The organism is Paenibacillus sp. J2L1-98 (assembly GCF_056269405.1).
Genome location: NZ_JBWDNW010000022.1, coordinates 1 through 23910 on the forward strand (window position 1 = coordinate 1; position 23910 = coordinate 23910).

Sequence of the window (23910 nt, forward strand, 5' to 3'; positions counted from 1 at the left end):
CAATTTCATGGTCATAGATCTTTAATACCCTCCTGTCAATCATACCTCCACTCCTTACCATTTATTTAACTCTCCCGTTACTTCATGAAAAAAGCAGACTGTCGCTGCAATCTGCTTCATTCCACTATCGTACCCGTTAGCGTAATGATGTCAGTCCTAACAACATTTACTGCAATAAATGGAAATAATGCTAAAAGTCCATAGAACATCTCCTATTCCTAGCCACACTATTGCTGTTTCACATAGTTATCGTATTGGTCTTTAGTACCTATATAAAAATGTGCAACTGTTAAGTTATCTTTGCCACCGCTACCAGTGGAAACTCCATGAAATTCCTCATGACTTACTTTCTTACGGTGACCTTGATTGTCAACATAGTATACCTCAACAGGTCCACCTTTCAGATTAGTTGAAGTTTTTAACTTACCCGACATAGGTACATTATAGATATAAGTATTTTTTTCTTTTTCAAGAGGTGGGTAATCCGCCTGTGCAAAAGTAATTTCAACCTCTCCTATGAAATTTTCGGGTAATAAATATATATGAAGTGGATTTTTATTTATTGTAACTATTAGAAAGATAAAGCCCATAAATAGGATAACTAAGGATACAAAAACAAAAACATATTTAGGTAAACCAATAATGTTTTTCATTAAACTCCCCCCGTTAGCTGAACGAAGGGCTGCAACTTTGCCAGCCCAATCCGTCGTTCCCAGTTAGCTCGTTTGCATGAGCTGAAACCATCCTTTCTCATCCGGTTATCTCCCACTCTATCGTTAACGCTCCCTGTGCCCGATCGCCGGTGACGACGATTCGTATAGTGGACGGTGCCTTCACCCGATATGCGATCCACGCTTCGCCACCCCGCATAACGTTCGTGTACGTCCCTCCTTCGGCCTTCAAGTATGTGCCGTAGCCGCCGTTGGTGACCTGCCAGTCGATGTGATATGACAACGTCTGACCCATTCCCAGCTCGACCGGAATCTGTTTCTGACCGTTAAAATAAGCAAATTCCGCGCGATAGCCATCGGCAGTTCTTGTCTCCGTCCACTGCTTAGTCACAGTGAAATCGGCCATGGTGACGTAGACTGCCCCGGCAAGCAGTAGCATTGCTGCGACTGCGCTGTAGGGCCACCACCCACGAAACAGATGGGTCGCGGCGAGAAACGTCAGTGCGCAGGCCACGCCATAGCCGCCGGCAAACAGACTCAAGCTCCATTGGCCCGAAGGAAACCAGACCAGAAAAGGGACATACCCTCCGAGCATATAAAGCAGGACGGTAAGTACCATTTTGGAGGGGCCGGCCTTGCACTTGTAGAGCACAGCATCTATCACGACAGAAAACAGAACGGCATAGCCGTAAATATACACGCACAGCGGGAGTTGCCGGGTTAGCTCCGACATCTCATAAAGTTCAAATCCTCCGACTATAACCAGGAAACCGAAAAATACAAGCCCTGCAGCCGCTAGTTTTGAAGCCGCATAGGTGCCAACCTGAGACCATCTTGGCATCACCATGATGTCTCCCTCCTCAAATTCTTCTTGCTTCAAGTGTAACCGAAAGTTCATCTGCTGAGCAGTTCTAAGTTTTGTAGAACCTGCCGCCTGTAAGGACTGCGGGCCTTTCCCACAAAAAAGAACACTTCAAAAGAAGCGTCCTTTTTGTAAACGTTTTTATACTGTCTCCTTCGTTTTGATTAAGTGGCATTAGCGTAACCTGCCCGTTAGCGTGCAAAAGGCAGCCGTTCATTCGTCATTCGGGCCGGCTGCCTCAGTGTCTTTATTAAGCTATCGTTTCCCGTTAGTTGAGTCAATCATCAAAAGTCCAAGTATAAAATATAGCTGAAATACCTAAATTTACGGCTTGATCAAAACAGTCGAGAGATTCATCCTGTTCATCGTCTTCCTCATATAGCTCACGGTTCACAATTTTCTGTTCATTTACATCTATGATTTCCCAACCTTGATCATTAACGTAAGAAGTTGCACTTTCCAAAGCAAGATTAATGTCAGTTGAGTTAACCCAACATTTAACAAATGCACCTGCCAATTCTTTACGTTCAGGATTATCTGCATATGGCATTACTTCAAACAGAAAGTAGTAAATTATCATCGGTTCCTCCTTGAAGGTGTCTTGAACAAATCTGCCCGTTACTTCAATGAAAAAGAGGAGCTGCTCACGCACAACTCCTGCACTCTAGTTCTCCGAAATCAACTGGTCTGATTTTTATTGAGGTACCAAGCTTCAATTTGTTTGTATGCAGCTTCAATCTTTCTGTCGAAACTGTCCCTAAATTCTTCTTTAATGCCTCTTCCATTGGAACCGTACTCTTCGTAACAATCAATCAATAGATCTTTCACACTCTCTAAATTATGGCCATACAAACATCGAATTAGCTTTTGTGTCACATTGTCATGTTCATTATCGGGAGCCCCCATACGGATTAAACCAAGCGGGTCAAATTCATTAACAATTATCCTAAGCTCTAGGAAATCCCTTTTGTACTCTTTAGACATAATCTTTTTGATATTCTTATTTATTTACATCAACCTCCGTTTATTGAACTCTTGTACCCGTTAGTTGAACAAGCCGAGGGATTCTTTCCCGCAAAGAGGCGTTAATATAACCATCAAATGCTTTGTATATGCGTCTTTATTCCTTTAAGCTCGCCGTCCACTTTTTAATTACTATGCCCTCTAGGCCACACACATCGTTTATATCTACACATAACAACTTCAGTTCATCAACGTGTTTGGACTTTCTGAGTACTTTTATAACAGCCAAATAGGACTTATCCGTTCTTGAATACTCCAGCAATTGAAAGGGCTTGACACGTTCCTTGTGGTTTTCATAACTCCAACCCATGATAATCGCCTTAATTCCAAGAGGACACGACTCAAATTCATCAAAGTCACCCTCAACATCCGCTGAGAGGTTAATAATAATCCCTTTAGACATAGGAAGTGTTGGTTCAGTATAAATTTCATCTATCTCTGGCCAGTTCATGATAGCCTCCTTCCTTATGTGTCCGTACTTGTATCGGGACATTCCCGCACTATTTTTATAATTCGCCATGCACAAATTATACAAGTAACAGAATAACCGTACCAAGATAAGAAAAAAATTTAAACAAACAATTTCTACCATCAACACCTAATAACTTTGTTAATAATAGCGGTCAATCAAATTTAACCTAAATACCATGTGACCAGTAAGGATTTTTAAGCAAACCTGCCCGTTAGCTCAACGAGGCTACCGTTCTATGATATGCTCCCCAAATAGTAGACAGGTTAAATAATAAAAACCTGTTACTATGAGGGGAGCATTTTCATGCCTAAAGTTAAATATCATGCGACGGAGAAGCTCGCCATTATTGAAGAGATCGAATGTGGTGAACTTGGCATCATGGCCACTGCGTATAAATATGGGATTTCGAAAACAACCTTGGTTAAATGGCGACGTCGGTTTGAAGTCTATGGCTTCGAAGGATTAGAGGTCCAAACGGAAAACCGCAGCTATTCCGCAGAACTTAAGCATCAGGCGGTGTTGGACTATCTTGAGGGGGAATTATCCCAATACCAGATCATTGATAAATACAAGATTGCGAGCAGAACGCAGCTTTCCAACTGGGTGAAGAAGTATAATAGTCATAGCAGCTTAAAGGCCTATAAAGGGGGAGCAAAGGCTATGACGAAGAGACGTTCAACAACCTGGCAGGAACGGCTGGAGATTGTTCAATATTGTCTGACACATAACCAGGATTACAGGAAGACAGCGGAGCAGCATCAGGTCTCCTACCAACAGGTGTATCAGTGGGTGAAGAAATACCAGGACGGCGGGCAAGAAGCGCTGCAGGATGGCCGAGGACGTAAAAAGGCAGAAGAGGAATTAACCGACGCAGACCGCCAAAAGCTTGCGATGAAGAAGCTGGAGGCTGAAATTGAGCGTCTACGGGCAGAAAATGCGTTCTTAAAAAAGTTAGAGGAACTCGAAAGAAGGCGACGCTAAGTCAAGTACGTCAGGAAAATATCTACCTCGCCATCCAAGCAGTTGTGCAAGACGGGCAATTCAGCATAAAGGCGCTGTGTGAAATTGCAGAGATTCCGCGATCAAGCTATTACAAATGGCTGAACCGCAAGCCCAGTGTACGCGAACTGGAGAACCATACACTCACAGAAGCCATGATCTCGCTCTATGAGAAGGTAGGCGGTATCTATGGGTATCGTCGATTAACCCTTCACTTATGCAGAGAAAAGCAGCAGCAGATTAACCACAAACGTATCCAGCGCCTCATGCAGCAGCAAGGTATTCAATCTGTGATACGCCGCAGAAAGCGAAAGAAATATGCACCGTCAACTCCTCAGCACGTGGCTGAGAACCTGTTAAATCGCGAGTTCTCTGCGGAAAAGCCGAACGAGAAATGGGTAACGGATGTATCGGAATTCAAATATGGCCCTAGTCAAAAGGCATATTTAAGCGCCGTTTTAGACCTCTATGATAATACCATTGTGTCCTATGTGGTCGGGCACTCCAACAACAACAGCCTCGTGTTTAAAACCGTCAAAAAGGCGATAAAAGCCGCACGGGGCAGCAGACCGATGCTGCATAGTGACCGAGGCTTTCAATATACTTCATTTAAATTCAAAAAGATCTTGAAGAAAGGTAAGATCGTGCAGAGCATGTCTCGAGTGGGTAGATGTATCGATAACAGCCCCATGGAATCATTCTGGGGAACCCTAAAATGCGAGAAGTATTATTTGCATACTTACCGTACCTTTGAGGAGCTCGAAAGGGACATTAAGGCCTACATCCACTTTTACAATAACGAACGATTACAGGCGAAATTAAACGGCCTTAGTCCGATAGAATTCAGGGCTAAGGCCGCTTAACTCATTTTTATTATTTGTACTGTCTACTTGACGGGGTGCAGTTCACTATGCTGGCAGCCTCGTTCTGGTGTATATGGAACTAACGTACCCGTTAGCGCAACGATCCATCATCAATATCATCATAAGCATCTCCAAGTGATTCAAAATCCTCTTTCAGCCAGTACCATCGTTCACCGTTATTTTGAACCAATTGATTCAGTAACTCAGTAAACGATCTAGCTATTACGGGACATTCTCCCACAACTCCGTGTCTATCCCAAAAACTATCGTAACACTTCCCTAGTCGCTTCTGATGTAAATCAATAGAAATGTAGTCGCCATTTCCGTCATGGACAACTATAAACCAATGGGAAGATATGTCCCCATCAACATGTTCTCCTACGATGACTGGATTGGATAAGGCGAACTCGTTAGGCGGAACGATTTGGCAATTATAATCTTTGTTTTCAAAAAGCATCACGCCTCCACAAAGCTCATAAAAACGTTTAAGATCTGGAGGAAGGCTATATCCTTCATCTGTGCGCGGCAAACCAGTTGGCGGACTGACTCTGCAATTTGGTAAGATAGCTATTTGTCGTAATAATTCCTCTATGTTCTTCAGGCAATTTCATTCCTCTCCAGGTTTACACTATTGTACCCGTTAGTTGAACGAGAAAGTAAACTTATTTTAACACCTTCTCTTTGTACTTAGTTTCTAATACAATTGAATTGGCTATTTCGATTAAAGTATCTGCAGGCACTTTATTCTCAATTCGTTTATCAACCCATAACCAGTACTGCCATCCGCTTCTTCTATGCTCTTAAGCCTGAACCCAACCAATCCAACGTTGGGAACGGGAGGGGGAAGGGTCAAGTGAAAAATTGAGAACAGAGAGAAGCCATTTGGGGGGCGATCAGCGGTGGAGAGCTCAGCCGCGAGCGAGCGGTACGCACTTCCGCCGGGAGTTTACCGATGCTTCTTAAATAGAAAGCCGGACGGGGCCGGAGCGATGCATGTTCTTCACCTTGATCTCTAGTGGAATAAAAAAGTGAGCTTCGAGGGGATTTCGAAGCTCACTTTTTTTATTCTTTATTTAATTCCCCACCATGCATTGTTGCATTTTTTGGCGGATAGCCTGTTAAGTTATAACCTAACTCATCACCGGTTTCTGCATCATAATAAGTGAGTATTGTGGCGTTTGTCCATGTTCCTTGTAAAGTTTCTAGACTGTCAAATTTATCCGAAATGACGTATATCTGCCTATCTGGATCGACCCAATGCATTACATCTTGTGATTCTGGTACGACTTTACGTATATCTTTATATAATACTTTTTCCCGTAATACCTTCTGGGCCTCTTTCTTATTATGAATGTTATCTTTTTTATCAGCTAAAAATTCATCTGCAGACTTAAAGTGTTTGTCACTATTTTTGAGATACTTCACTTTTTCATTAGCTGGCTTTGAAGGAGGCGCTGGGATATCCTTACTTGTTGATTGTAGCGGTGTAATTAATTCCTTGTCCGCGCTAGATACATTGTTAAAAAGTGTGATGCCACCAACGATAGCGACTACAGCTGATGCAGTGATCACCCATGATTTTTTCATATGTAACCCTCCTTATTTAAAGTTATCTGAGAAACTTGCTGCAGTGTGGTCTGAATTTGAGAACGATCCAGTAAATCCTGATGCATATGGATCGGTTACATAAAAATCTGCTGAACTGGTCCAAGAATGCCATGCATTATCTTCATAATACTGTAAAGTCGAGCGAGAAGGTACTTTGGTTAATGGATATCGATTTCTTATCCGCAGCCTTCCGAACCGCCACAGCGATTCGGACCCCGCAAATTTAAGCCACTGAAAAGAGAGTAATGGGCTAGACACCTGTACAAAAACCTACATTTTGTGAAGATGTAAGAAGGAGCTGCCGCAGCAGCTCCTTCTTCGTTTGTATAGAGTCCTTCATTTAACTAACGTACCCATTAGTTCAACAAGGCTTATTAATCCTCCAATGAAAAACCATGGCCGTCGTAATTAACTTCAAATTGCTTTGCGTGATTTTCAGCTTTCACATCTTCCTGTGATATCTCGTTTCTATTTACTTCTATTGTTGAATAAAATGACCACTCTGTTTTGCCATTATGCTCATAAGAAATCTGCTCCCTAACTTGAAAACCTTCTGTTGCAAGCTTTTCATGTAGCTTTTTGAGCTGTTCTTCGCTTTGTGAGTAAAAATATTGTTCGAGTGATACCTTGTCCTCACTCGTCTTTTGCATACTGTTGTAATTACCTGAACAACCAGTCAACAGTATTAATACAATTAAAATCCCTATACGCATAACTTCTCCTTAAAGGATTAATGGAATCACTACTTTTTCATTTTATCAAAATCACATTGAGCAAAACTGCCCGTTAACATTGTCTATGATTGTTAATTCGAGAGGTAGAATCCCTGCTGATAAGTTCTTTCACACATCTGAGCCTATAAAATCATGTGGAAACCCAAGGCCGATCCGGCTCACATCATCGAGGCACTGCAACTGCTCTTCGATCAGATCAAATTCGGTTGACGCCAAATTGTCCTGAATCTGCTCGAATGTTCTCGCACCAAGAATCGGAATGAAGACCCCTTTTTCTGCCGGATCCAATTTATTGTCACGTGTTAGTTCTTCTGGATCAAATTAATTGAAAAGGAATCGCATATAATTAGTACCAATATTTGGAGTGAGGTTGTGAGAATCCTTGAGAATCCGCATCGCCGACATCGGAGATACCCTCCGCTCGATTACTCGGACCCACAACGTGGATGTGTCCGCGCTGTTTGCCTTGAATCCGCATATTTCCGATCCGGACACAAACATTGGCGGAACGCAGGTGAGGCTGTCCTCGCCGCATCAGACCGCTGGGAACGACAACACGATAGCCCTTGCTGCGCGTTCGAATAAAATAAAATACGTGCCGGATTGGATTCCCATTGCACCACTCGAACAGATGGCGGAGAACGAATACGATGTCGTGATCGTCGGCACCGGAGCCGGGGGAGCGGCTGTCGTCTGGCGGTTATGCGAGCGTTGGCGTGACGAGGGTAAACGCATCGCCGTCGTGGAAAAAGGAGGACTTCTCCTGCCCACACAAGTCCACAATCTACCAACGATGCATCATACACGGCTGCTGGATTATTTTCATTACGTTTCGAAATCCGTATCGGGTTCTGCTCCACATTTCTCTGGAGCCAGACAAATTTTCGCCTTGGGAGGAAGAACGCTATTTTGGGATTTAGTCGGCTCCCGGATGGATTTATCCCTGCTTCCGGAATGGCCCGTTCCGAGGAAAGAGATGGAAAGGTATTACGAGATCGCCGAACGGATCATGAAGGTGACGAGACAATATCCGGATGGAGCTACGTTGCAGGATACAGTTCTGGATCGGCTGCATCAAGGCGGGTTTCCCGAAGCGGCGAGATTGCCGCTTGCCATCGGGGTTTTTCAGAGCGAGCTTGGAGCTATTCGCGCCGACGTATGTTTCAGTTCAATCTCCTTGCTGGCGAAAGCACTTCATGCCTGTCCGTTTGATTTGACCACTCGGACTTGTGCCGTGCAAGTGTTGACCGACAGCGGGAAAGTCCGCGGCGTAAAGGTGATGTCTCCGGATAAGCGTCCATTTATTCTGAGAGCGAAAAATGTCGTGCTAGCCGCGAGCACCTTTGAGACGCCTCGCCTGCTGCTTCATTCAGGGATCCAAAACCTCGCGCTCGGCCGATATCTCTCGAATCAACCTTTTATGCTGGCTACAGGGAGATTGAAGCGGCGAGAATTTCCGGAACGGATGGGGATGCTTGCCCTTTTCATCCCTCCCACGAATGACAGACCTTACCAAGTTCGTCTAACGGGTCCTGGAGATTTTTCGCATCCGGATCATGCAGTCCAGCCCCTCAGGGATGAACTGCACTTCAATCTCCATTTATTCGGAAAGACGGAACCTCGTTATGAAAACAGGATTGCCTTGCTGCCGGACAAAAAGGATGAATACGGGATGCCTGAATTGAAGGTTCATTTTTCGTTTCACGAAGACGACCAAGTCGTCATCCGACAGATGGAGCAAGGCGCAAAGCGGATTGCCGCCGCCTGCGGAATGCATCTGATAAATCATAAGGACGGGCAGGCAGTCAGCCTTAGGCCACCCGGTGAGCTGCATCATGATTCAGGAACCTGCCGTATGGGGGCCGATCCTTCTTCTTCCGTCACCGACCCGTATGGGCAAGTACACGGGATTGCCGGCCTGTATGTGGCCGATAATAGCGTCCTGCCTTATATCGGGGCCGATAATCCGACGCTCACGACCGTTGCCCTTGCCGTTCGGACAGCGGATCATCTGATTAGGACCTCGGGGTGAGTTGCGACACAAGGATAGACAGCCAGGCGTTATACATTCAGGTTCGATCATTTTGCTTTTCTTCGAATTAGCTTAAAGAGGATTCCGATCGTGTCGGCAGCCTCTTTAAGCCTGTTTTATTAAGATCTTGTACCTGTTAGCTTAATAACACCTTAAAGCTATTACTTGAGCAGCTGTTTAGTGATGGCATCGTATACCCAATCACACTGCAGCTCATACTCTAAAGTCGCTAAACGTTTTAAAGGTGATTCGGAACGCAGGTCATACGGATGAAGTCGATACCCGAGTGGAAGGGCAATTTTATCTTTTAATTGCAACCATGCGGGTTCAACGGATATTACATCTCGACTCGTATCGATTTCGTTAACGACCTTTTCATCCCACATCTCCTGGGGATCTTGCACCATTAACACTTTCTCTTTATTGCGGTCAACCCAAATCTGCACCACGTTTCCGAGGGAGGGGATGCCGTTAATTACACGATGAAAACGTACAACGATGTTACCGAACTCTAATTCCACCATTGGTTTATCTGACCGTTTTACCAATGCAAAAAGTCCGCTTTTATCAGGATATTGCTCCTTTAAGCTGGTAATAGCGACCTCAATTGCTCTTTTCTTTTCTTCCTCGGTACTCTCACCTTTAAAAGGGTGCGGATCGGATAAGTCTACTTCCGTTATTCCGTTATCCAATATCAAAGAGTCAAATAGCTTGTTGGAGATAAGGGGTTTGCTCGGTGCTTTTATTTTTTTCTTTTTTATGTTTATTTGTTGGTCCCAATATATAACCTGAACCACACTTAGCTCTTCTGACATGGTTCTTTCCCCTGTTGCTGCGTCAAACCATTCATCTTTACAAGCGTAAACAGGGTTGCTACGAAAAGGGAAATACACCAACGTCAATTGCTCAGGTGATAACTTCTGTTTAATTTCATCGACGGATAAGTATTTGTCTATGGGCACAAATTCAACTTTGTCCCAACGTACGCGGAGACCAACGATATCGTACTTTTTATTGAAGGCGAAATATAACACCTGATAGGCCCGAACCTTAACCCCGTCCCTCTGGCGGATATACTCCAGTTCAAAGCGCTCGTTGTTCCCCTCCACGAGCTTCTTCAAAATTAGCAGTTCCGAAACATCTATTGGCAGTTCCAACTTAACAAGCCAGTCTAATACTGTTGAATGGAGTCGCTCAAATACCTCCTGATCCATTTCTGATGGTCTGACTGTATCAATGATAGGTTCCTTGCGCCTAAACTCTACAACCTGACCAGTTAAAGCATCCAAAATAACCTCTATACCCTTGCCCCAATGCAAATCTAATGTGTAAAAAGGCGTGGTATCGTCATGATTTCTGCGATAAACAGCTTTTTTGATTTTATTCGACTGCGGTATATCAAACCATTTTCTAGCAAATTCAATCCCCAAATCTTTGCTAATCAACCTCGTTGAAGTCATCCTTAACCTCACCTCACTTCCATTGTTGCCATTTCTATTTCAACTATCCTGCCCATTCAACAAAGACAGCCGATCGTGCTAACCGGCTCTGCCGCTGCGACTTTATTGAGCTATCTTTACCCGTTAGCATTCCTGTAGAGCGTTAAATTTCCGCTTTGCATAAAAACGAGCGCCTCGGTACGATGGAAGTACGCAACGGGTCATAGCCCTAAAAATTCCATCATCCAGGAGGACGCTCTACTATGAAGTTTAAATCGCAGGACAGACAAAATCAACTCATTGAAAAAATTACTGCTCAGCATTTAGTTGTCGGGATCGACATTGCCCAGCAGATGCATGTTGCCCGCGCTGTTAATTTTCGTGGCATCATCATCGGAGACTACTTATCCTTTTCTAATGATGAGGAGGGGTTTCACAGTCTCTTGCTATGGATTCAAAAGATTCAAACCACCCATCGTTTAAGTACAGCTATCGTCGGGATGGAACCAACCGGGCACTACTGGCTCAACGTATCTCGATGGCTCACAGAACGCCATTTTGAAGTCGTTTTAGTGAATCCGCATCTCGTGAAAAAGAACAAAGAGAATCGCGACAATACGCCCTCAAAGAGTGATAGGAAGGATGCACTCGTTATCGCCGACATGGTCAAGAACGGCTACTACTCGGTAACACGCACGACCCCCGAAGCCTTCGAGGATCTACGTGTACTTCTCTCTAACCGCGACTTCGTCGTCAAACGGCTTGTCAGTGCCAAAAACCAGATCCACCGATGGGTTGACGTTGTTTTCCCTGAACTACGTCACGTATTCAAGGACATCACCTGTATCGGATCCTTGGCAACGCTTCGCCTCTTCCCTACTCCAGCAGAGCTCAGTAAGCTGCAGCCCCAGAACCTAATTCAGGGATGGAAAACGATTATGAAACGGCACAGCGGTGCTAGAAAAGCAAAAGCACTGATCGAGCTGGCCAACCATTCTGTAGGATCTCAGTCAGCTTCGCATTACTACAAGCTCCACTTGAAACAATTGCTCGCCGAGTATGACCTTGCTTGCGGACAGCTGGAGGTTGTGGAGAAGGAGATTTCATCCGTATTAGAACGCATTACCTTTGCAAAATCTATCCTCGCGATTAAGGGAATTAGTGTCATTTCACTAGCTGGTATTCTTGGTGAGGCTGGGGACTTAAGCGGATTTGTTCACGGAAATGCTTTGCTGCGCCATGCAGGACTTAACCTTGCAGAAGCGAGCTCAGGCAAATGGACAGGGCAAATGAAGATTAGCAAACGCGGACGATCACGCCTTCGCCGCTTCCTCTTCATGGCTACTATGAGTTTGGTCATGAACAATTCGGAGTTTCAAGCGATGCATGCATACAATGTGCAATTCAAGAAGATGAAGAAAATGAGATCCATTATGAAACTATGCGGTAAATTGGCTAGAATACTAGTCGGGATAGCGCGCAGCGGTAAAGCCTACATGCCACATAAAACGTTACCACTCTTGCAAGCAGCTTAACTATACCACCCGTTTCGTTGTACGAGTTTTGGCTTATTCGCAGGATTTCAAAGAAAGCACGGAGTACCGGATTCATTAAACCAAAGGGCACCGACCCGTACCGTTAGCAAGACCGGCCTCCACCCCTTGGATAAGCGTAACGAAGGAATGAGAGGGCACTGACCCGTTAAGACATGGGAGTGAAAACCTCCAAGGGCGGCGTGGAGAATGCGTGCAGTAAATGGAAGTATATGGGGAGACAATAATCCCCCTTTATTCCCGTGCGCCTTCATGTTGCCGAAGTCTAACACGGCGTTCCCCTTCTTGTCTTTCAGCCCTTACCAACCGGGCGAAATCCTGCGAATAAGCGAGCATTCGTGAGAAAATCATATCGTACCAAGGGAGCTTAATCATTCATTGTGTTATCAATCTACTTAGTTCTTGCTTAGCAACTTCTTCAACCCAAGCAACAAGTTTGGACAATCATTAATTCTGTATATTGTATATTCTGGATAACCATCGAGGGGTGTAATGTGCTCAAAACAATGGTCATGAGCAAGCATTATTATTGATGAGTTATTCTTATGGTATAGTGTCATATTGCCGTTAGCCTCAAAGGCGAAGGCTATGTAGTCGTTAGGATTGATATAGCTTTCGAACTCTTCATCATTACTTACATCTGCGACGTACGGCGGGTTTTTTTATTTTATTCAATCCTGCCGATACTCGAGAATATCTCCAGGCTGGCAATCGAGTGCTTTGCAGATCGCTTCGAGTGTTGAGATTCGAATGGCTTTCGCTTTTCCGTTTTTAAGTATCGACAGGTTCGCCATTGTAATGCCGACTTTCTCCGATAGCTCAGTAACGCTCATTTTCCGCTTTGCAAGCATGACGTCAATGTTAACCACTATCATACGGTTAACTCCTGTTCTTCTTTGATCTCGATCGCGTTTTTGAGCAGTTTCTCAAGAACTGCGGCAAATACTGCGATTACGACTGGCGCACAGGTTATAAATAGCCCGATGACCATGACGCCTGGTGCGTCTGCGCCGTCAGCTACAAAGTAGAAAAGCGGGAGATTACATGCAAACATGAGTGATACGACAACCGCCGCTCGCTTTATTTTCTTAAGCGCTAAAACAGAGGTATGCGAAAAAGCGGTATTTATATCGATGTACCTGAGAAGCTTAAATGCCTGAAGTAGCGTAAATGAATACGCAATAGACGCCACATACGCAGCCAAAGCGGAAAGATAAACTTTAATATCCGGGAAATCCGGCATCATACTATGCGCCATCGCTGGGAGTCCATAAAAACACATCACTAATGCAGGAATTGCCATAACAACCAGAACAACTTTTAAAAAGAGCGTCTCTTTTTTCATCTATTTCACCTCATTTTTGATTTTATCACTTAATTTATCGTTTTACAATAAAAATGTATTGATTCCTTTGTTGGAGCCAACAAGTTATTTATAAAGAATAAGCCATACGGCTTATTTGTTCCTCCTTCAAATTTGATCCGAGATACGGACATATTTATGAACCCACTAATTGAAGTTATTCGCGAAAATGATTAAACTATCCTGTGCCCGTTACTTTAATAAAACAAGGAGCAGCTGCCGCTGGCAAACTGCTCCTTGTTCGTTCAGCTATTGTACCCGTTAGCGTAATGAATCATGCCGAATTCCAAAGCTTGAATACTCTACGTTGTCAGTCTAATGTCTCCGATTTCGTTGATCAAATGTATTTGTAATTCATATACTTTTTCCTCGTTCTCTTCTCACACCGTCTCTTTTTAATACTTTTTCGACTTGATCATTCATGTTTGAAAGTGCACTGTTAATTTGTAACAAATTATGAATTCTGTTCGGTTTAGCATTGGTATTCTGGATGGTTATGCCTTCTACATCCAAACAGATAGCAACGTGTACTCAATGAAGTTGTGAATTTAAATGGAGGAACATAACCTAAAGAAATTTGATTTATTATGTTTTCATATTCGTATTTATCTGATTCTAATTGTTTAATATACTCCTCTTTATCACTTACTGTCCAATCTTCATTGCATTCTTCGGCGCGAGCATTATGTATATCGTTTATTTTCTCTTGTATACATTCGTTTACTATTTCGAAAGCGCGATTCAGAGAATTTGTTCTTTTAAGTGAGTAAATATATCTACTAACCCAATCTGGAGTCTTGTAATAAAATTCCCACTCTTTTTCGAACCAATGGACAGCCTCATTAAAACACTGCAATTCAACATACAATTCAGCAACCTGAACTTCCCCAACGAATTCATCGTCATTTTGCGAAAAAACATCCAATTTACATTTTGCTTCTGTTTTTTTACCGAGTTCAATCAAACATTTAATGTGACTGTACATTGAGTAATTAGAAGGTTCGGCACTTTTTAGAAAATAAACTGAAGCTTCTTTCAATTCTCCAAGATGATATTTGGCTATGCCTAAATTATTAAATGCTGCAATGGATGGCTCAATTGCTATGGATTGCGATAAAACATGAGAGGCGTCCTGCCACTTTTCCATTTGAATGTATATTTCACCTAAAAGGTTATAGGGGAAGTAAGAAGAAGGATTTAATGCAACAGCTTCTTGAATTAATACAAGAGCCGTTTCTTGGTCGCATTCCTCATGACTATATATCCAAGCAAGGTTTGTTAAAGACTGAATATTTCTGGATTCAGTAACAGCTTGCTTGAACAATGCCAAGGCAACGTCATAATCATTATTTTCGAGATGTTCGATAGCTTTATTATTTGTATTCAACTTGCTCCTCCTAATAGTTCTCTGATATTAGTTGCTCAAGCAGAAGCAACCGAACAATGTCAACAATGTTATCTCCACCTAGTAAGCTATTTAGAAAAAAATATTCGGTGTTTTATTGGAAGTATCCTGCCTAATCGCATAATAAAACAAGGAGCAGCGGCAAATTGCTCCCTGGGGCGTTTCAACTATCGTTACCCGTTAGCTTAACAAAGCTTTTTCATTTCTTTTGTTTCTCATCAGTAGTTTTTTTACAAAGTGAAATGCAAAATAGCCTATTACCGTGCCTATCGTATTCAAAATAATATCATCAATATCAGCACTTCGATGTAATGCAGATAGCTGTAAAGTTTCAATAAACAGAGAAATAAAAAAGCCTATTAATATCATTTTTCTTAGCTTATTTATTTTCCTCCATTTTATTGGAACAAACAAACCCAAAGGAGCAAATAATAGAATATTACCTACCAAATTCCTCAACGGCACCACATACCAAGAGTGATGTTAGCCCATAGATACTTTTAAATGGAACAAAATTATAGCTTATATATCGTTTACCTGTATATCCTATCTCAATTGGAAAAATAGTTATATCAATTAAAACTAATATGTATAAGAAGAATAATGTACCTGTTACTTCATTTGAGAATTCAATTTGTTTCCCTATTTTTTTCTGATTCCATAAAAGAACAGTCTTGTACATACACCAAACCATGATAAGAAAAACAAAGAATACATTAAACTCAATTCTCATGATTATCTCCGTTCCGATTTGTATTTTATTGTAAAAATTATACCACACCTACAAATCACATTAAGTATAACTGTCTGTTAGCGTAACGAAGGGCTACCACGCGGCAGCCCTTTTGGTGTTCAACTATCGTATCCGTTAGCGTAATAACTTATTTTCCGCATATTGTCTAATGAAATCTGTCCCCCAAGCACCCAATGTAGGATATAACTCCCATTCACTTTTAGTAATTGGTCTTAATTCAACTAACCCTTTCATCAACTTACAATATTCTGGCTGATAACCAGTTTGAGAGCGAAAGAAATTAGGTTCAATGAAGTCTATTTCTAATGGACGATAACCGATTATCATTTCTTGCAAACCTGTCTCGTGGATGGATTTAACATGTGCCACGCCTTGTATTAAGGTCTTTTTTTCTGCAATATCTTCAGCCTTTGGAGGTGCATCTCCTACCCAATCCATTAATCCAGCAAGGAATGTTTTTGTTGGGCTTGCCATGTATGATTTAGTTACTTGTATAACTCTACCACAAGCAAATTTCTCGTTTTGAAGAGGAATTGCCCAGAACTGACCAGGAGTTAAATACTTATTAGTCGTAGGTTTAAACGGATATTTTATTTCCACAAATTCATCTCCAAAAACAAGAGTTTATCATTATTATATCATGACCCTTATTGTACTAACCTGCCCGTTAGTTCAACCGATCATATGGATTAATTCATCATTTTCTTCGCTTGAGATGAGTTCCACACGATCCGGAGTTACTTTATATTTCCAAACACTTTTCGCTTCGATGTCATTAACAAAAGCCCTCCATGCTTTTGTTAGTGTGATAATATACGTATCTTTTCCCGATGATTGCTCAACTATTGTGCGAAGTTCACCATTCACGATTGTACCCGGATAAGGACCACCAGTTTGTGTTTTAATTTTTTTGACTTTTCCCGGTTTCGGGAAATCAGGATGATCCTTTAAAACCATGTCCACCGCTTTTGCTTCATTAAATGATGTCACTTCAACCTGTGTTGAATGGGTGTTAACACAACCGGTTATTAAAATTAATAATACACACATATATACCACTAATTTTTTCCGCATATTAAAGTAACCTCCGTAGGCAAGTATCGTTTTACTTTAATGAGTATATCCCCTAATATGCCAGAGTTAGACTGCTTAGATTCATAAAGAACTTTTCCCCATTAACCTGCCCGTTAGCTTAACGACACTTTCAATACATAACTTATCTTATGTATTGAAAAAACCAGCCCCTCAAAGGACTGGTTCGCCGCTGTCATCATTGGACTATCGTACCCGATAGTTTAATACAACCTCTTTAAAAAATTAACTCACTATCTCTATTTTCCCATACATCATATAAGTTTCCATCTATGTCCACAAAGACAAAAAATTTTCCATAGATACCTTCATCACTGATATTTCTAACAGTGACTCCTTCGGAAGATAATCTCTTATGTAATGATTCAATGTCATCAGTAAAGAAAGTAATAACCCATCTAGTTCGCCCGTTTACTTCAAAAACCGCTCTTGTGTCATTATCGGATTCAATTAAAACAAGTATTGGGCGGTTTCCCTTGAATATACTTAAATCAGTACCTCTATCATTTCTTATATTAAAACCAAAATGTTTTACAAACCATTCCCCTGATTTTTTGACATTCGATACAGGAACTACATTATATGCAATCCCCATAATTTTTCCACTCTCCATATTAATCACTCCTTTTAAAATAAACTTCGCTGCATTACCTGTTTTTTCCTTTTTAATTCCATTAAACTGCCCGTTAGCTTAACGACTAATGCCAGTCTACAACTTTATTTTCACGGTCTAATACTTTATTTACTCATGACAACTCGCACAAAATCCATCATCTTAAACGCAAACAGACCCGTAAGATGGCCGCTTTATTCGCGAAGTGTCCGTTCTTACGAGTCATTGTTTAATTTAGGGACTATTATTTCGAATGTTTCTTGTAAGATGCTTTATCATGCTTCCCGCGATTCACACTCGATACCATGACAGTTTTCTCCGAGTTGTTCATCAACTGAAAGCAAGTAAATAGCTGCAACATACTTAACATAGGGATGCTCATAATTAAGCATTCCATATAATCACTGAATTCCATCAGGCTGTCTTTTTAGTACAACGAAGAGCTTTCTTTTTAAATCGTATAACTTATTCGTCCTTTTTGAAATTGATATTACTTCGAATGCCGCAACTCCATACTCCATGGCAGCTTTTATACACTGTTCATGTAATCACTCATTATACCCCTACCACAATTGGATATTATCACCAATAAATCTGCCTGTTGTCATTGCACTATCGTTCTCCGTTAGCGTAATGCAGGTGAGAAAATTTTAATGTATCAACGTGGCCTACACCTTCGGATAAACAACAATTGAAGAATCAGCCATTTAATTATTTTATTATGCACATTTTCAATTTTTTAGTTTTCCTGTTTTAAAGCCAATTTAACATTAATATTAATTTAAAAATTATATATTTGGGTATAGAGGGTTTTATTACATAATGATTAGGAATATATTAAAACGTTTAGAATCTATTTCTCAAATCTTTATATATACTGTATAAACTGAATAGAAGTAATAATGCTGACGGTCCCTGTATTTATATCCAGATTCTTATCAATGACAAATAAGCTGACATCCTTTATATTATGAACTGTGAACGAGATGCTGAAACATCAAGTTCATTTCATAACCTTTGTTACTCCTCCGGTGTTTGAGAGTCACCAGAGGAACCTTGGCCCCAGCTTTACGAGCTGGGGTTCTCTTTTTCTGGGTATTAACAAAAATGAAGGCTTAGCCTAGCGTTATTTTCAATCATGAACGAATTCCTGAAGAACATCGATTCATTTCATAACCTTTTTTACTCCGCGGTGTGAGAGGCACCATAAACACACTGGCCTAAGCTTTATTTTTCCTGCTAAATTGGGTCCATGAATTATATCGGTTTTATTCTCATAAAAATGAATAGGCTTAGCCGAAATTTTTAAATAAAGTTTACCTGCCATCTAGCCATTGCACACATTTTATAAAACGTAACTTAAGGCGAAATTGTTTCACACTTGATTGATTTTTTTCGAAAAAAATATAAAAGTAAAAATTCGTCCTATGATCAAAAGCTTATGCCTTCATCTAGATAGTTTTAGACCGGATATCGGATCCACAGGCTACACACTTTGTGAATACGTTTGAAGGCAGTAGCTGCGCGCCAGGGCGGAAAATGTAAACACAAACAGGTGTTTTAATCCGCAGTTAAACGACGCTAAATCCCAAGTGACCCCGGAAAGAGCTTCCAGGTTCCATTTGGTTTCTTTACGCGCCTACAAGAAAGCAAAGGATCACCCGGATATTGCTTAAACATAATGGCTTTCTCCGCTTTCGTTATCACTCCATCTCCGCAAACCATTATGTTCTGCGAAGGAAGAGGAACCAAACCATGACTCCACTTTCGCTATCGCTTCGTTCCATCATCGTTCCTAAAAGAATCTGGCTATTTCAGGGGAGCAAAACCTTTGCACGCCCGAATCGAAGTAGCGGAAGGTTTATTTCGCAGGCCTTCCTGTGTATAGACTTATCGTATTCCGTTTTTTAAAGAAGACACTCGTCATACCGTAGCCATCTGGTCGCATGTGATCATATAGAACCTCTCCGTTCAAGGTGAAAAAAATTTTATGAGAAAATCGCTTAAAAAACTTTTTATCGTCCTTTCGGGCAACCTTGATCTACGAGAACCGATACGATCCTAAATCTGCGACGGCTACGGTATAACGAGTGATTTTTGTTCTTTGAAAACCAGCGCTTACCTTTTCAAAAAACTGAATCGAAGGATTTTGTTGAAGCCCTCGTTCAATGGAGCTTAAATAAGATTTCGCGTCACCGGCTCTTTGGGAGAGCTCGGATGACGTTGATGCCAAATGAACGTATGTATTACTTCCAAAAATTGATGTATAAAAAGCAAAACAATCCACAAAATAACTCCACATCCAGTTAAGGAGTGAACATACATGAGCAGAAAAAGTTTAGTCGTTCCACAAGCACAAGCAGCACTTGACCAAATGAAATATGAGGTAGCACAACAGTTTGGAATTCAATGGTCTGCAGATGGTTACAATGGGAATATGACTACTCGTGATGCAGGTACTATTGGTGGAAACATCACAAGAGCTTTAATTCAAATTGCAGAACAATCCCTTGGCTCTGGAGCAAGAAGATTCTAAATTAAAATTATAAAATGCCCTCCTCAATCTCATAAAGAGACAAGGAGGGCTATTTTAACTTTTACTTTTTATTGATTTCAAGTTCATCAAAATCGCTGAACACTGTAACGCAATAACTCTCCTTCTCCAAGGTCTAATCAATAATAAGAGTCAGTTAATCCAAACCAGTGTAGTATAAGATTATTTTCATTCCCCCAAGGAGCTATATCCGAGGGTTTTTTAAGCACAAATTTTAACATTATTATATCTCCTAACGAGTTCCTTACCTTATTATTCCGGTTCCCAGTATCTCCATATTAGCATAATTCTCATTGCGTATAACTGCCCGGTTAGCTTAATGCCTTACCAAAAAAAAAACGAAGGACATAATACCTGATAGCCCGAGTGTTATTACTATTGTGACTGCACTCCTTAACATCGCTTTCCAATTTTCGATACCAGAGATACCAAATAAGCCAATTATCAAAGTAAATAATGTAAAACCCAATACGATATTCATAGGATGTGTCCCTAGCAGGGCTAAAAGGTCGAATATTCTTGAAAAAGTAACCAAAAGAAATAATGTAAGGCAAATAAGAGAGAGGTAAAATGACCAAGTGTTTATTGTCTCTCAATCAAAAACCCCCTATAATTAGATATTCATCAACTAATTTTACCACATAATTCCTTAGAAAAAGCACGTTAGCTTTATTCAAAAATGAGCAGATGTAGCAGCAGTGAAAAAAGACTTAACAATAATGGGGCTATCACCAGTTAAGGATCCAAACACTTGGTTGCAGCACCATTAATAACACAGATATTTAAAAAGCCGCCCCATATTTGAGGCCGCTGCAAAAGTAGTGTTTTTGGAAAAACGAAAGAATTTAGAGGGTCAAATATGTCTCCCTAAACGCGAAACGAGCCTTAGAAGCGATTCTAGAGGCTCGTTTTTTTTAAACTCATTTGGTGTTCTGAAAAAAATGGACTTTTGCAGCGGTCTCCATATTTAGAGCGGCTTTTGACCCTTACCCTGCTGCATTATCGGCTATTTACATGGTACTGTCGGTTCTGTTGTGAGCTGCTTTAATGTTTGTGTTTCTTAGGGACAGTGACAGTTGCAGTGCCTATCGCAATATTGCCTGCCTTATCTATTGCGGTATAAGTTATCGTATACACACGATCACCTTTACCCGATCTTTCCGCGCGAAGGTCAAAGGTAGTATCGTATGTGCTAAATGCAGCATTTTTAATATCCTTGTCGGAACCTTTCTCATTGCTTGTAATCGATGTTAATACGATGGAGTCTAATCCAGAAAGCGATTCGATTGTTTCAATTGTTACTTTTATGCTGACCATCTTATTGTTAGCTGGAAACAGCACGCTTTTATTAAGTGTAATCTTTAAAATTGGTGGTGTCTTGTCGATATTCACTACTATTGACTTCGGCTGTTCCGTATTTCCTGCACTGTCTACGCTTCGATAATGAAGGGTATTCTTCCCTTCCTTAGAAAGGGTGATCGCTCCGTTATACACTGTCCATGTATTTCCATTATCGATACTGTATTCCGTATTTACCACACCAGGAAGGTTATCGCTTGCCGACAGCGTAACAAGGGCATCGTTGTTATACCAACCGTTTTCATTTGGATTTTCCGATACATTCGCATTGGTAATTGGCGAGGTTTTGTCTACGTTAATTTTGATCGAGCCAATTCCTGTTGCTCCTGTGGAATCCGTTGCCTTCCCCTTAATGACTTGATCTATTCCTTCGGTAGAAACAACCACTGGAGGATCGACTGATAAAATGCCATCGTCGTCGGCAGCTTGAAAGGAAACCGATACATCATCATTGTACCAACCGTTATGGTCTGGCATTCGGTCCGCACTAGCCGTGACAACAGGTGGATTATTCTTGGTAAGCTGAATCGGTAAGTAGGCGTCTCCTCCATTCATTTCAATCGCCTGTTCCAGTGGATAGTATCCTGAAGCAGCGAATCTAAGCGTATAAGTTCCACCTTTAATAACTTCGCTAAAATAAACGCCTGAAGATAGGTAAAATGACGTATTGGAGCCAACCAGTTTAACTGTAACATTATCAATTGGTAAATCATTCTCGTCCGTTACTTGACCTGATACACGCCCATTTAATTTAACACCTTGAGTATTAGGAACATAGATTGCTTCCACGTTTTTGTAATCCCCAAGATGCAGTTCAACATGTTTCTCGTAACTTTGGTCGAAAATTATTCTAAACTGATTCTCGCCTATTGCGGAATTAAAAATGCCAGGGATGATGGTGAAAGAATAAATACCTTCTTCATCCGTTAATGTAGGTACTGCTACATTAATCATCCGACCGCCTGCCCCTAAATGCACACCTATAGCTACTGGATAATTAGCTGCAGGTGTTTCATACGTATCTCCATAGGTAACCTTTCCTGTGACGGTTGCTCTTTGCACTGGGAACTGATAATCAAACGTTTCAGACATCAATGTGTTTACCACGATGAAGCCATTCGCAGATAATATCGTGGATACGTCATCGCCTAAAATCCGTGTATAACTAGGAATGGAGTATACGCCGTCAGCGTTCGTTGTAGCAGATGCGACAATTCGGAAGCCGTATCCTGGCGTATATGCTCCAACTTGAATGGATGCGCCATTAACGGGGTTACCGTTCTCATCTGTTATTGTTCCATGTAAGGATCTAATCACTTCATTGCTATCTTCTGCACTCGTGACTCCTACATTTGTCGTCACACTAAAAATCAGAAAAAACATAAGAATTGCTAAGACTTTTTTACTCGATCGTGCCGTCTCTTTCATTTCGTTGCCTCCCCGCTTTCATCAGTAATTATTTATTAAGAACACAAAAGTTCTTAATAAAGAATACCATTTTTCGTTATATTTTGTTAGTCTTTAAACTGAGACTCCAGTTCGCCAGATGCTGATTGCATATTCGACCCGCATCCCAATAACGGTTATAATTAGAAAAAGAATCAAAACGAATTTTTTTATTCTGCCACCACCTAAATATCAGAACGTACGGCTGCCTTTGCGTCATCATTCAGCTAGATCAACAGCTATTTCATAAAATAATCTGTGTAATAAGTACAAGAAAGGTAGGTTTTATGAAACAGTATACGTCTGATAATGTCCCTGCAGATATGTTTCACAAAAGCAACGTTGAAAAAAATGGGGCTCACCCCCATTTCTGAACATTCAGCACTTATTACCTTTCCACCTAATAGAAGACGTTATAAATTGTACATGCTCGAAAACGCACTACCAACTGATTCTACTTCAGGATATTCATTATTGCTTGAAGAAAAATCTAAAAAAGTAAGACAAAGATTCGAGGAAATCAAAAGAAAATTTATTAGGAAATGAACCAAGGGAGCTACGACTTCCATTATTCTACCCGTAATTTCACCAAAACAGGGAGTAGCTGCTACGGCAATCTGCTCCCTGATCTGATTAAACTATCGTACCCGTCCATCCATGCCGCTCACGCGACACCACAGTTTATAGAAGTAATTGCGTTCTTCCATGGTAGCTTAATGACGTTTTGTCAGTTTAAGGCTTTATTTTCTGTGAAAAACAGCGCTTTTCGCGTTAGCGTAACACTAAACTGTACATACAGCTGTACATATGTACAGCTGTATGTACAGCTTTTAAGGTGCGTGAACAAGCAGCAAGAGTCCTTCAAAAAAGCGCAACCTTTGTTAATGACAATTAACATTATCGTGATCGTGATCGTTAGTATTAATGATTATACAAATAGGGCGTGAGGACTCCTTTTTACCAAATAGAAGTCCTCATTTGAGATAGATGACAATTACTTAATCGAAATTCAAAGTAATTCTGTACTCTATAAGGATCAAGCATTGGAATTATAAACGCTAAAACTGA

24 protein-coding genes and 1 pseudogene are annotated in these 23910 nt (G+C 41.2%); 4 read left to right on the forward strand and 21 right to left on the reverse strand.

The window, feature by feature from the left end; translation table 11 throughout:
- Nucleotides 1-227: 227 nt before the first annotated feature.
- The 5 genes from AC0YNZ_RS25540 to AC0YNZ_RS25560 all read right to left on the reverse strand — a co-directional run bounded on the left by AC0YNZ_RS25540 (nucleotide 228) and on the right by AC0YNZ_RS25560 (nucleotide 3007).
- A complete protein-coding gene (locus AC0YNZ_RS25540; RefSeq protein WP_475829286.1) occupies nucleotides 228-653 on the reverse strand; it encodes a DUF6843 domain-containing protein in 426 nt (141 codons plus the stop codon).
- A 97-nt stretch (nucleotides 654-750) separates the two neighbouring features.
- Nucleotides 751-1512, reverse strand: coding sequence for a hypothetical protein (locus AC0YNZ_RS25545; RefSeq protein WP_475829287.1), 762 nt, complete (start codon nucleotides 1510-1512; stop codon nucleotides 751-753).
- 298 nt (nucleotides 1513-1810) lie between these two features.
- A complete protein-coding gene (locus tag AC0YNZ_RS25550) occupies nucleotides 1811-2113 on the reverse strand; it encodes a hypothetical protein (RefSeq protein ID WP_475829288.1) in 303 nt (100 codons plus the stop codon).
- Between the two features lie 98 nt (nucleotides 2114-2211).
- Complete coding sequence (locus tag AC0YNZ_RS25555; RefSeq protein WP_475829289.1) at nucleotides 2212-2517, reverse strand: hypothetical protein; 306 nt, start codon at nucleotides 2515-2517, stop codon at nucleotides 2212-2214.
- Between the two features lie 136 nt (nucleotides 2518-2653).
- Nucleotides 2654-3007, reverse strand: coding sequence for a hypothetical protein (locus AC0YNZ_RS25560; protein WP_475829290.1), 354 nt, complete (start codon nucleotides 3005-3007; stop codon nucleotides 2654-2656).
- A gap of 324 nt (nucleotides 3008-3331) precedes the next feature.
- Here AC0YNZ_RS25560 and AC0YNZ_RS25565 point away from each other — a divergent pair.
- Nucleotides 3332-4890 (forward strand): IS3 family transposase gene (locus tag AC0YNZ_RS25565; RefSeq protein WP_475829291.1). Its coding sequence is split into 2 segments (ribosomal slippage): nucleotides 3332-3962 and nucleotides 3962-4890, totalling 1560 coding nucleotides; the frame shifts between segments, so codons are not numbered across the junction.
- Nucleotides 4891-4981: 91 nt separating this feature from the next.
- On the opposite strand, the gene AC0YNZ_RS25570 is transcribed toward AC0YNZ_RS25565, so the two are convergent.
- The 4 genes from AC0YNZ_RS25570 to AC0YNZ_RS25585 all read right to left on the reverse strand — a co-directional run bounded on the left by AC0YNZ_RS25570 (nucleotide 4982) and on the right by AC0YNZ_RS25585 (nucleotide 7520).
- Nucleotides 4982-5491: an SMI1/KNR4 family protein gene (locus AC0YNZ_RS25570; protein ID WP_475829356.1), complete on the reverse strand. Its 510-nt coding sequence runs from the start codon at nucleotides 5489-5491 to the stop codon at nucleotides 4982-4984.
- 461 nt (nucleotides 5492-5952) lie between these two features.
- Nucleotides 5953-6477 carry a hypothetical protein gene (locus tag AC0YNZ_RS25575; RefSeq protein WP_475829292.1) on the reverse strand — a complete coding sequence of 175 codons (525 nt, stop codon included), beginning with the start codon at nucleotides 6475-6477 and terminating at the stop codon, nucleotides 5953-5955.
- A 395-nt stretch (nucleotides 6478-6872) separates the two neighbouring features.
- A complete protein-coding gene (locus tag AC0YNZ_RS25580) occupies nucleotides 6873-7211 on the reverse strand; it encodes a ribonuclease E inhibitor RraB (protein ID WP_475829293.1) in 339 nt (112 codons plus the stop codon).
- Between the two features lie 129 nt (nucleotides 7212-7340).
- Nucleotides 7341-7520: a hypothetical protein gene (locus AC0YNZ_RS25585; protein ID WP_475829294.1), complete on the reverse strand. Its 180-nt coding sequence runs from the start codon at nucleotides 7518-7520 to the stop codon at nucleotides 7341-7343.
- A 94-nt stretch (nucleotides 7521-7614) separates the two neighbouring features.
- On the opposite strand from AC0YNZ_RS25585, the gene AC0YNZ_RS25590 reads away from it, so the two are divergent.
- Nucleotides 7615-9264 (forward strand): GMC oxidoreductase, encoded by a 1650-nt coding sequence (locus tag AC0YNZ_RS25590; RefSeq protein ID WP_475829295.1) that lies wholly within the window; start codon nucleotides 7615-7617, stop codon nucleotides 9262-9264.
- Between the two features lie 161 nt (nucleotides 9265-9425).
- On the opposite strand, the gene AC0YNZ_RS25595 is transcribed toward AC0YNZ_RS25590, so the two are convergent.
- On the reverse strand, nucleotides 9426-10724 hold the full coding sequence (locus tag AC0YNZ_RS25595; protein WP_475829296.1) for a hypothetical protein: 1299 nt from the start codon (nucleotides 10722-10724) through the stop codon (nucleotides 9426-9428).
- Nucleotides 10725-10966: 242 nt separating this feature from the next.
- On the opposite strand from AC0YNZ_RS25595, the gene AC0YNZ_RS25600 reads away from it, so the two are divergent.
- Nucleotides 10967-12238: an IS110 family RNA-guided transposase gene (locus AC0YNZ_RS25600; protein WP_475829297.1), complete on the forward strand. Its 1272-nt coding sequence runs from the start codon at nucleotides 10967-10969 to the stop codon at nucleotides 12236-12238.
- Nucleotides 12239-12927: 689 nt separating this feature from the next.
- On the opposite strand, the gene AC0YNZ_RS25605 is transcribed toward AC0YNZ_RS25600, so the two are convergent.
- The 9 genes and pseudogenes from AC0YNZ_RS25605 to AC0YNZ_RS25645 form a co-directional block, all read right to left on the reverse strand.
- Nucleotides 12928-13131 (reverse strand): helix-turn-helix domain-containing protein, encoded by a 204-nt coding sequence (locus AC0YNZ_RS25605; RefSeq protein ID WP_113035934.1) that lies wholly within the window; start codon nucleotides 13129-13131, stop codon nucleotides 12928-12930.
- Entirely contained in the window at nucleotides 13128-13601 is a 474-nt protein-coding gene (locus AC0YNZ_RS25610) for a DUF2975 domain-containing protein (RefSeq protein WP_475829298.1), read from the reverse strand. Before AC0YNZ_RS25610 ends, AC0YNZ_RS25605 begins: the two co-directional genes overlap by 4 nt.
- Nucleotides 13602-14091: 490 nt before the next feature.
- Entirely contained in the window at nucleotides 14092-15006 is a 915-nt protein-coding gene (locus tag AC0YNZ_RS25615; protein WP_475829299.1) for a tetratricopeptide repeat protein, read from the reverse strand.
- A 198-nt stretch (nucleotides 15007-15204) separates the two neighbouring features.
- Nucleotides 15205-15492 carry a VanZ family protein gene (locus tag AC0YNZ_RS25620; protein WP_475829300.1) on the reverse strand — a complete coding sequence of 96 codons (288 nt, stop codon included), beginning with the start codon at nucleotides 15490-15492 and terminating at the stop codon, nucleotides 15205-15207.
- Nucleotides 15464-15757, reverse strand: coding sequence for a hypothetical protein (locus tag AC0YNZ_RS25625; protein ID WP_475829358.1), 294 nt, complete (start codon nucleotides 15755-15757; stop codon nucleotides 15464-15466). The genes AC0YNZ_RS25620 and AC0YNZ_RS25625 overlap by 29 nt, the downstream gene beginning before the upstream one ends.
- A 135-nt stretch (nucleotides 15758-15892) precedes the next feature.
- A complete protein-coding gene (locus AC0YNZ_RS25630) occupies nucleotides 15893-16378 on the reverse strand; it encodes an Imm26 family immunity protein (RefSeq protein ID WP_475829301.1) in 486 nt (161 codons plus the stop codon).
- Between the two features lie 72 nt (nucleotides 16379-16450).
- A complete protein-coding gene (locus AC0YNZ_RS25635; RefSeq protein ID WP_475829302.1) occupies nucleotides 16451-16852 on the reverse strand; it encodes a hypothetical protein in 402 nt (133 codons plus the stop codon).
- Nucleotides 16853-17087: 235 nt separating this feature from the next.
- On the reverse strand, nucleotides 17088-17483 hold the full coding sequence (locus tag AC0YNZ_RS25640; RefSeq protein WP_475829303.1) for a VOC family protein: 396 nt from the start codon (nucleotides 17481-17483) through the stop codon (nucleotides 17088-17090).
- Nucleotides 17484-19596: 2113 nt separating this feature from the next.
- Nucleotides 19597-19743 (reverse strand): annotated as a pseudogene (locus AC0YNZ_RS25645) (hypothetical protein); the annotation flags it as partial.
- Nucleotides 19744-19806: 63 nt separating this feature from the next.
- Here AC0YNZ_RS25645 and AC0YNZ_RS25650 point away from each other — a divergent pair.
- Complete coding sequence (locus AC0YNZ_RS25650) at nucleotides 19807-20019, forward strand: small, acid-soluble spore protein, alpha/beta type (RefSeq protein WP_475829221.1); 213 nt, start codon at nucleotides 19807-19809, stop codon at nucleotides 20017-20019.
- A gap of 137 nt (nucleotides 20020-20156) precedes the next feature.
- Here AC0YNZ_RS25650 and AC0YNZ_RS25655 read toward each other — a convergent pair whose 3' ends face one another.
- Complete coding sequence (locus tag AC0YNZ_RS25655; protein ID WP_475829304.1) at nucleotides 20157-20258, reverse strand: DUF5984 family protein; 102 nt, start codon at nucleotides 20256-20258, stop codon at nucleotides 20157-20159.
- An 823-nt stretch (nucleotides 20259-21081) separates the two neighbouring features.
- On the reverse strand, nucleotides 21082-22824 hold the full coding sequence (locus tag AC0YNZ_RS25660; RefSeq protein WP_475829305.1) for an OmpL47-type beta-barrel domain-containing protein: 1743 nt from the start codon (nucleotides 22822-22824) through the stop codon (nucleotides 21082-21084).
- Nucleotides 22825-23910: the final 1086 nt, after the last annotated feature.

What these genes read in the sequence shown, in the direction of transcription:
- AC0YNZ_RS25605 (WP_113035934.1), bottom strand. Translation starts at nt 13,131, where the DNA reads ATGATAGTGGTTAACATTGACGTCATGCTTGCAAAGCGGAAAATGAGC.
- AC0YNZ_RS25635 (WP_475829302.1), bottom strand. Translation starts at nt 16,852, where the DNA reads ATGCGGAAAAAATTAGTGGTATATATGTGTGTATTATTAATTTTAATA.
- AC0YNZ_RS25545 (WP_475829287.1), bottom strand. Translation starts at nt 1,512, where the DNA reads ATGCCAAGATGGTCTCAGGTTGGCACCTATGCGGCTTCAAAACTAGCG.
- AC0YNZ_RS25655 (WP_475829304.1), bottom strand. Translation starts at nt 20,258, where the DNA reads ATGTTAAAATTTGTGCTTAAAAAACCCTCGGATATAGCTCCTTGGGGG.
- AC0YNZ_RS25625 (WP_475829358.1), bottom strand. Translation starts at nt 15,757, where the DNA reads ATGAGAATTGAGTTTAATGTATTCTTTGTTTTTCTTATCATGGTTTGG.
- AC0YNZ_RS25580 (WP_475829293.1), bottom strand. Translation starts at nt 7,211, where the DNA reads ATGCGTATAGGGATTTTAATTGTATTAATACTGTTGACTGGTTGTTCA.
- AC0YNZ_RS25540 (WP_475829286.1), bottom strand. Translation starts at nt 653, where the DNA reads ATGAAAAACATTATTGGTTTACCTAAATATGTTTTTGTTTTTGTATCC.
- AC0YNZ_RS25640 (WP_475829303.1), bottom strand. Translation starts at nt 17,483, where the DNA reads ATGGAGAGTGGAAAAATTATGGGGATTGCATATAATGTAGTTCCTGTA.
- AC0YNZ_RS25555 (WP_475829289.1), bottom strand. Translation starts at nt 2,517, where the DNA reads ATGTCTAAAGAGTACAAAAGGGATTTCCTAGAGCTTAGGATAATTGTT.
- AC0YNZ_RS25600 (WP_475829297.1), top strand. Translation starts at nt 10,967, where the DNA reads ATGAAGTTTAAATCGCAGGACAGACAAAATCAACTCATTGAAAAAATT.
- AC0YNZ_RS25610 (WP_475829298.1), bottom strand. Translation starts at nt 13,601, where the DNA reads ATGAAAAAAGAGACGCTCTTTTTAAAAGTTGTTCTGGTTGTTATGGCA.
- AC0YNZ_RS25560 (WP_475829290.1), bottom strand. Translation starts at nt 3,007, where the DNA reads ATGAACTGGCCAGAGATAGATGAAATTTATACTGAACCAACACTTCCT.
- AC0YNZ_RS25650 (WP_475829221.1), top strand. Translation starts at nt 19,807, where the DNA reads ATGAGCAGAAAAAGTTTAGTCGTTCCACAAGCACAAGCAGCACTTGAC.
- AC0YNZ_RS25660 (WP_475829305.1), bottom strand. Translation starts at nt 22,824, where the DNA reads ATGAAAGAGACGGCACGATCGAGTAAAAAAGTCTTAGCAATTCTTATG.
- AC0YNZ_RS25575 (WP_475829292.1), bottom strand. Translation starts at nt 6,477, where the DNA reads ATGAAAAAATCATGGGTGATCACTGCATCAGCTGTAGTCGCTATCGTT.
- AC0YNZ_RS25550 (WP_475829288.1), bottom strand. Translation starts at nt 2,113, where the DNA reads ATGATAATTTACTACTTTCTGTTTGAAGTAATGCCATATGCAGATAAT.
- AC0YNZ_RS25595 (WP_475829296.1), bottom strand. Translation starts at nt 10,724, where the DNA reads ATGACTTCAACGAGGTTGATTAGCAAAGATTTGGGGATTGAATTTGCT.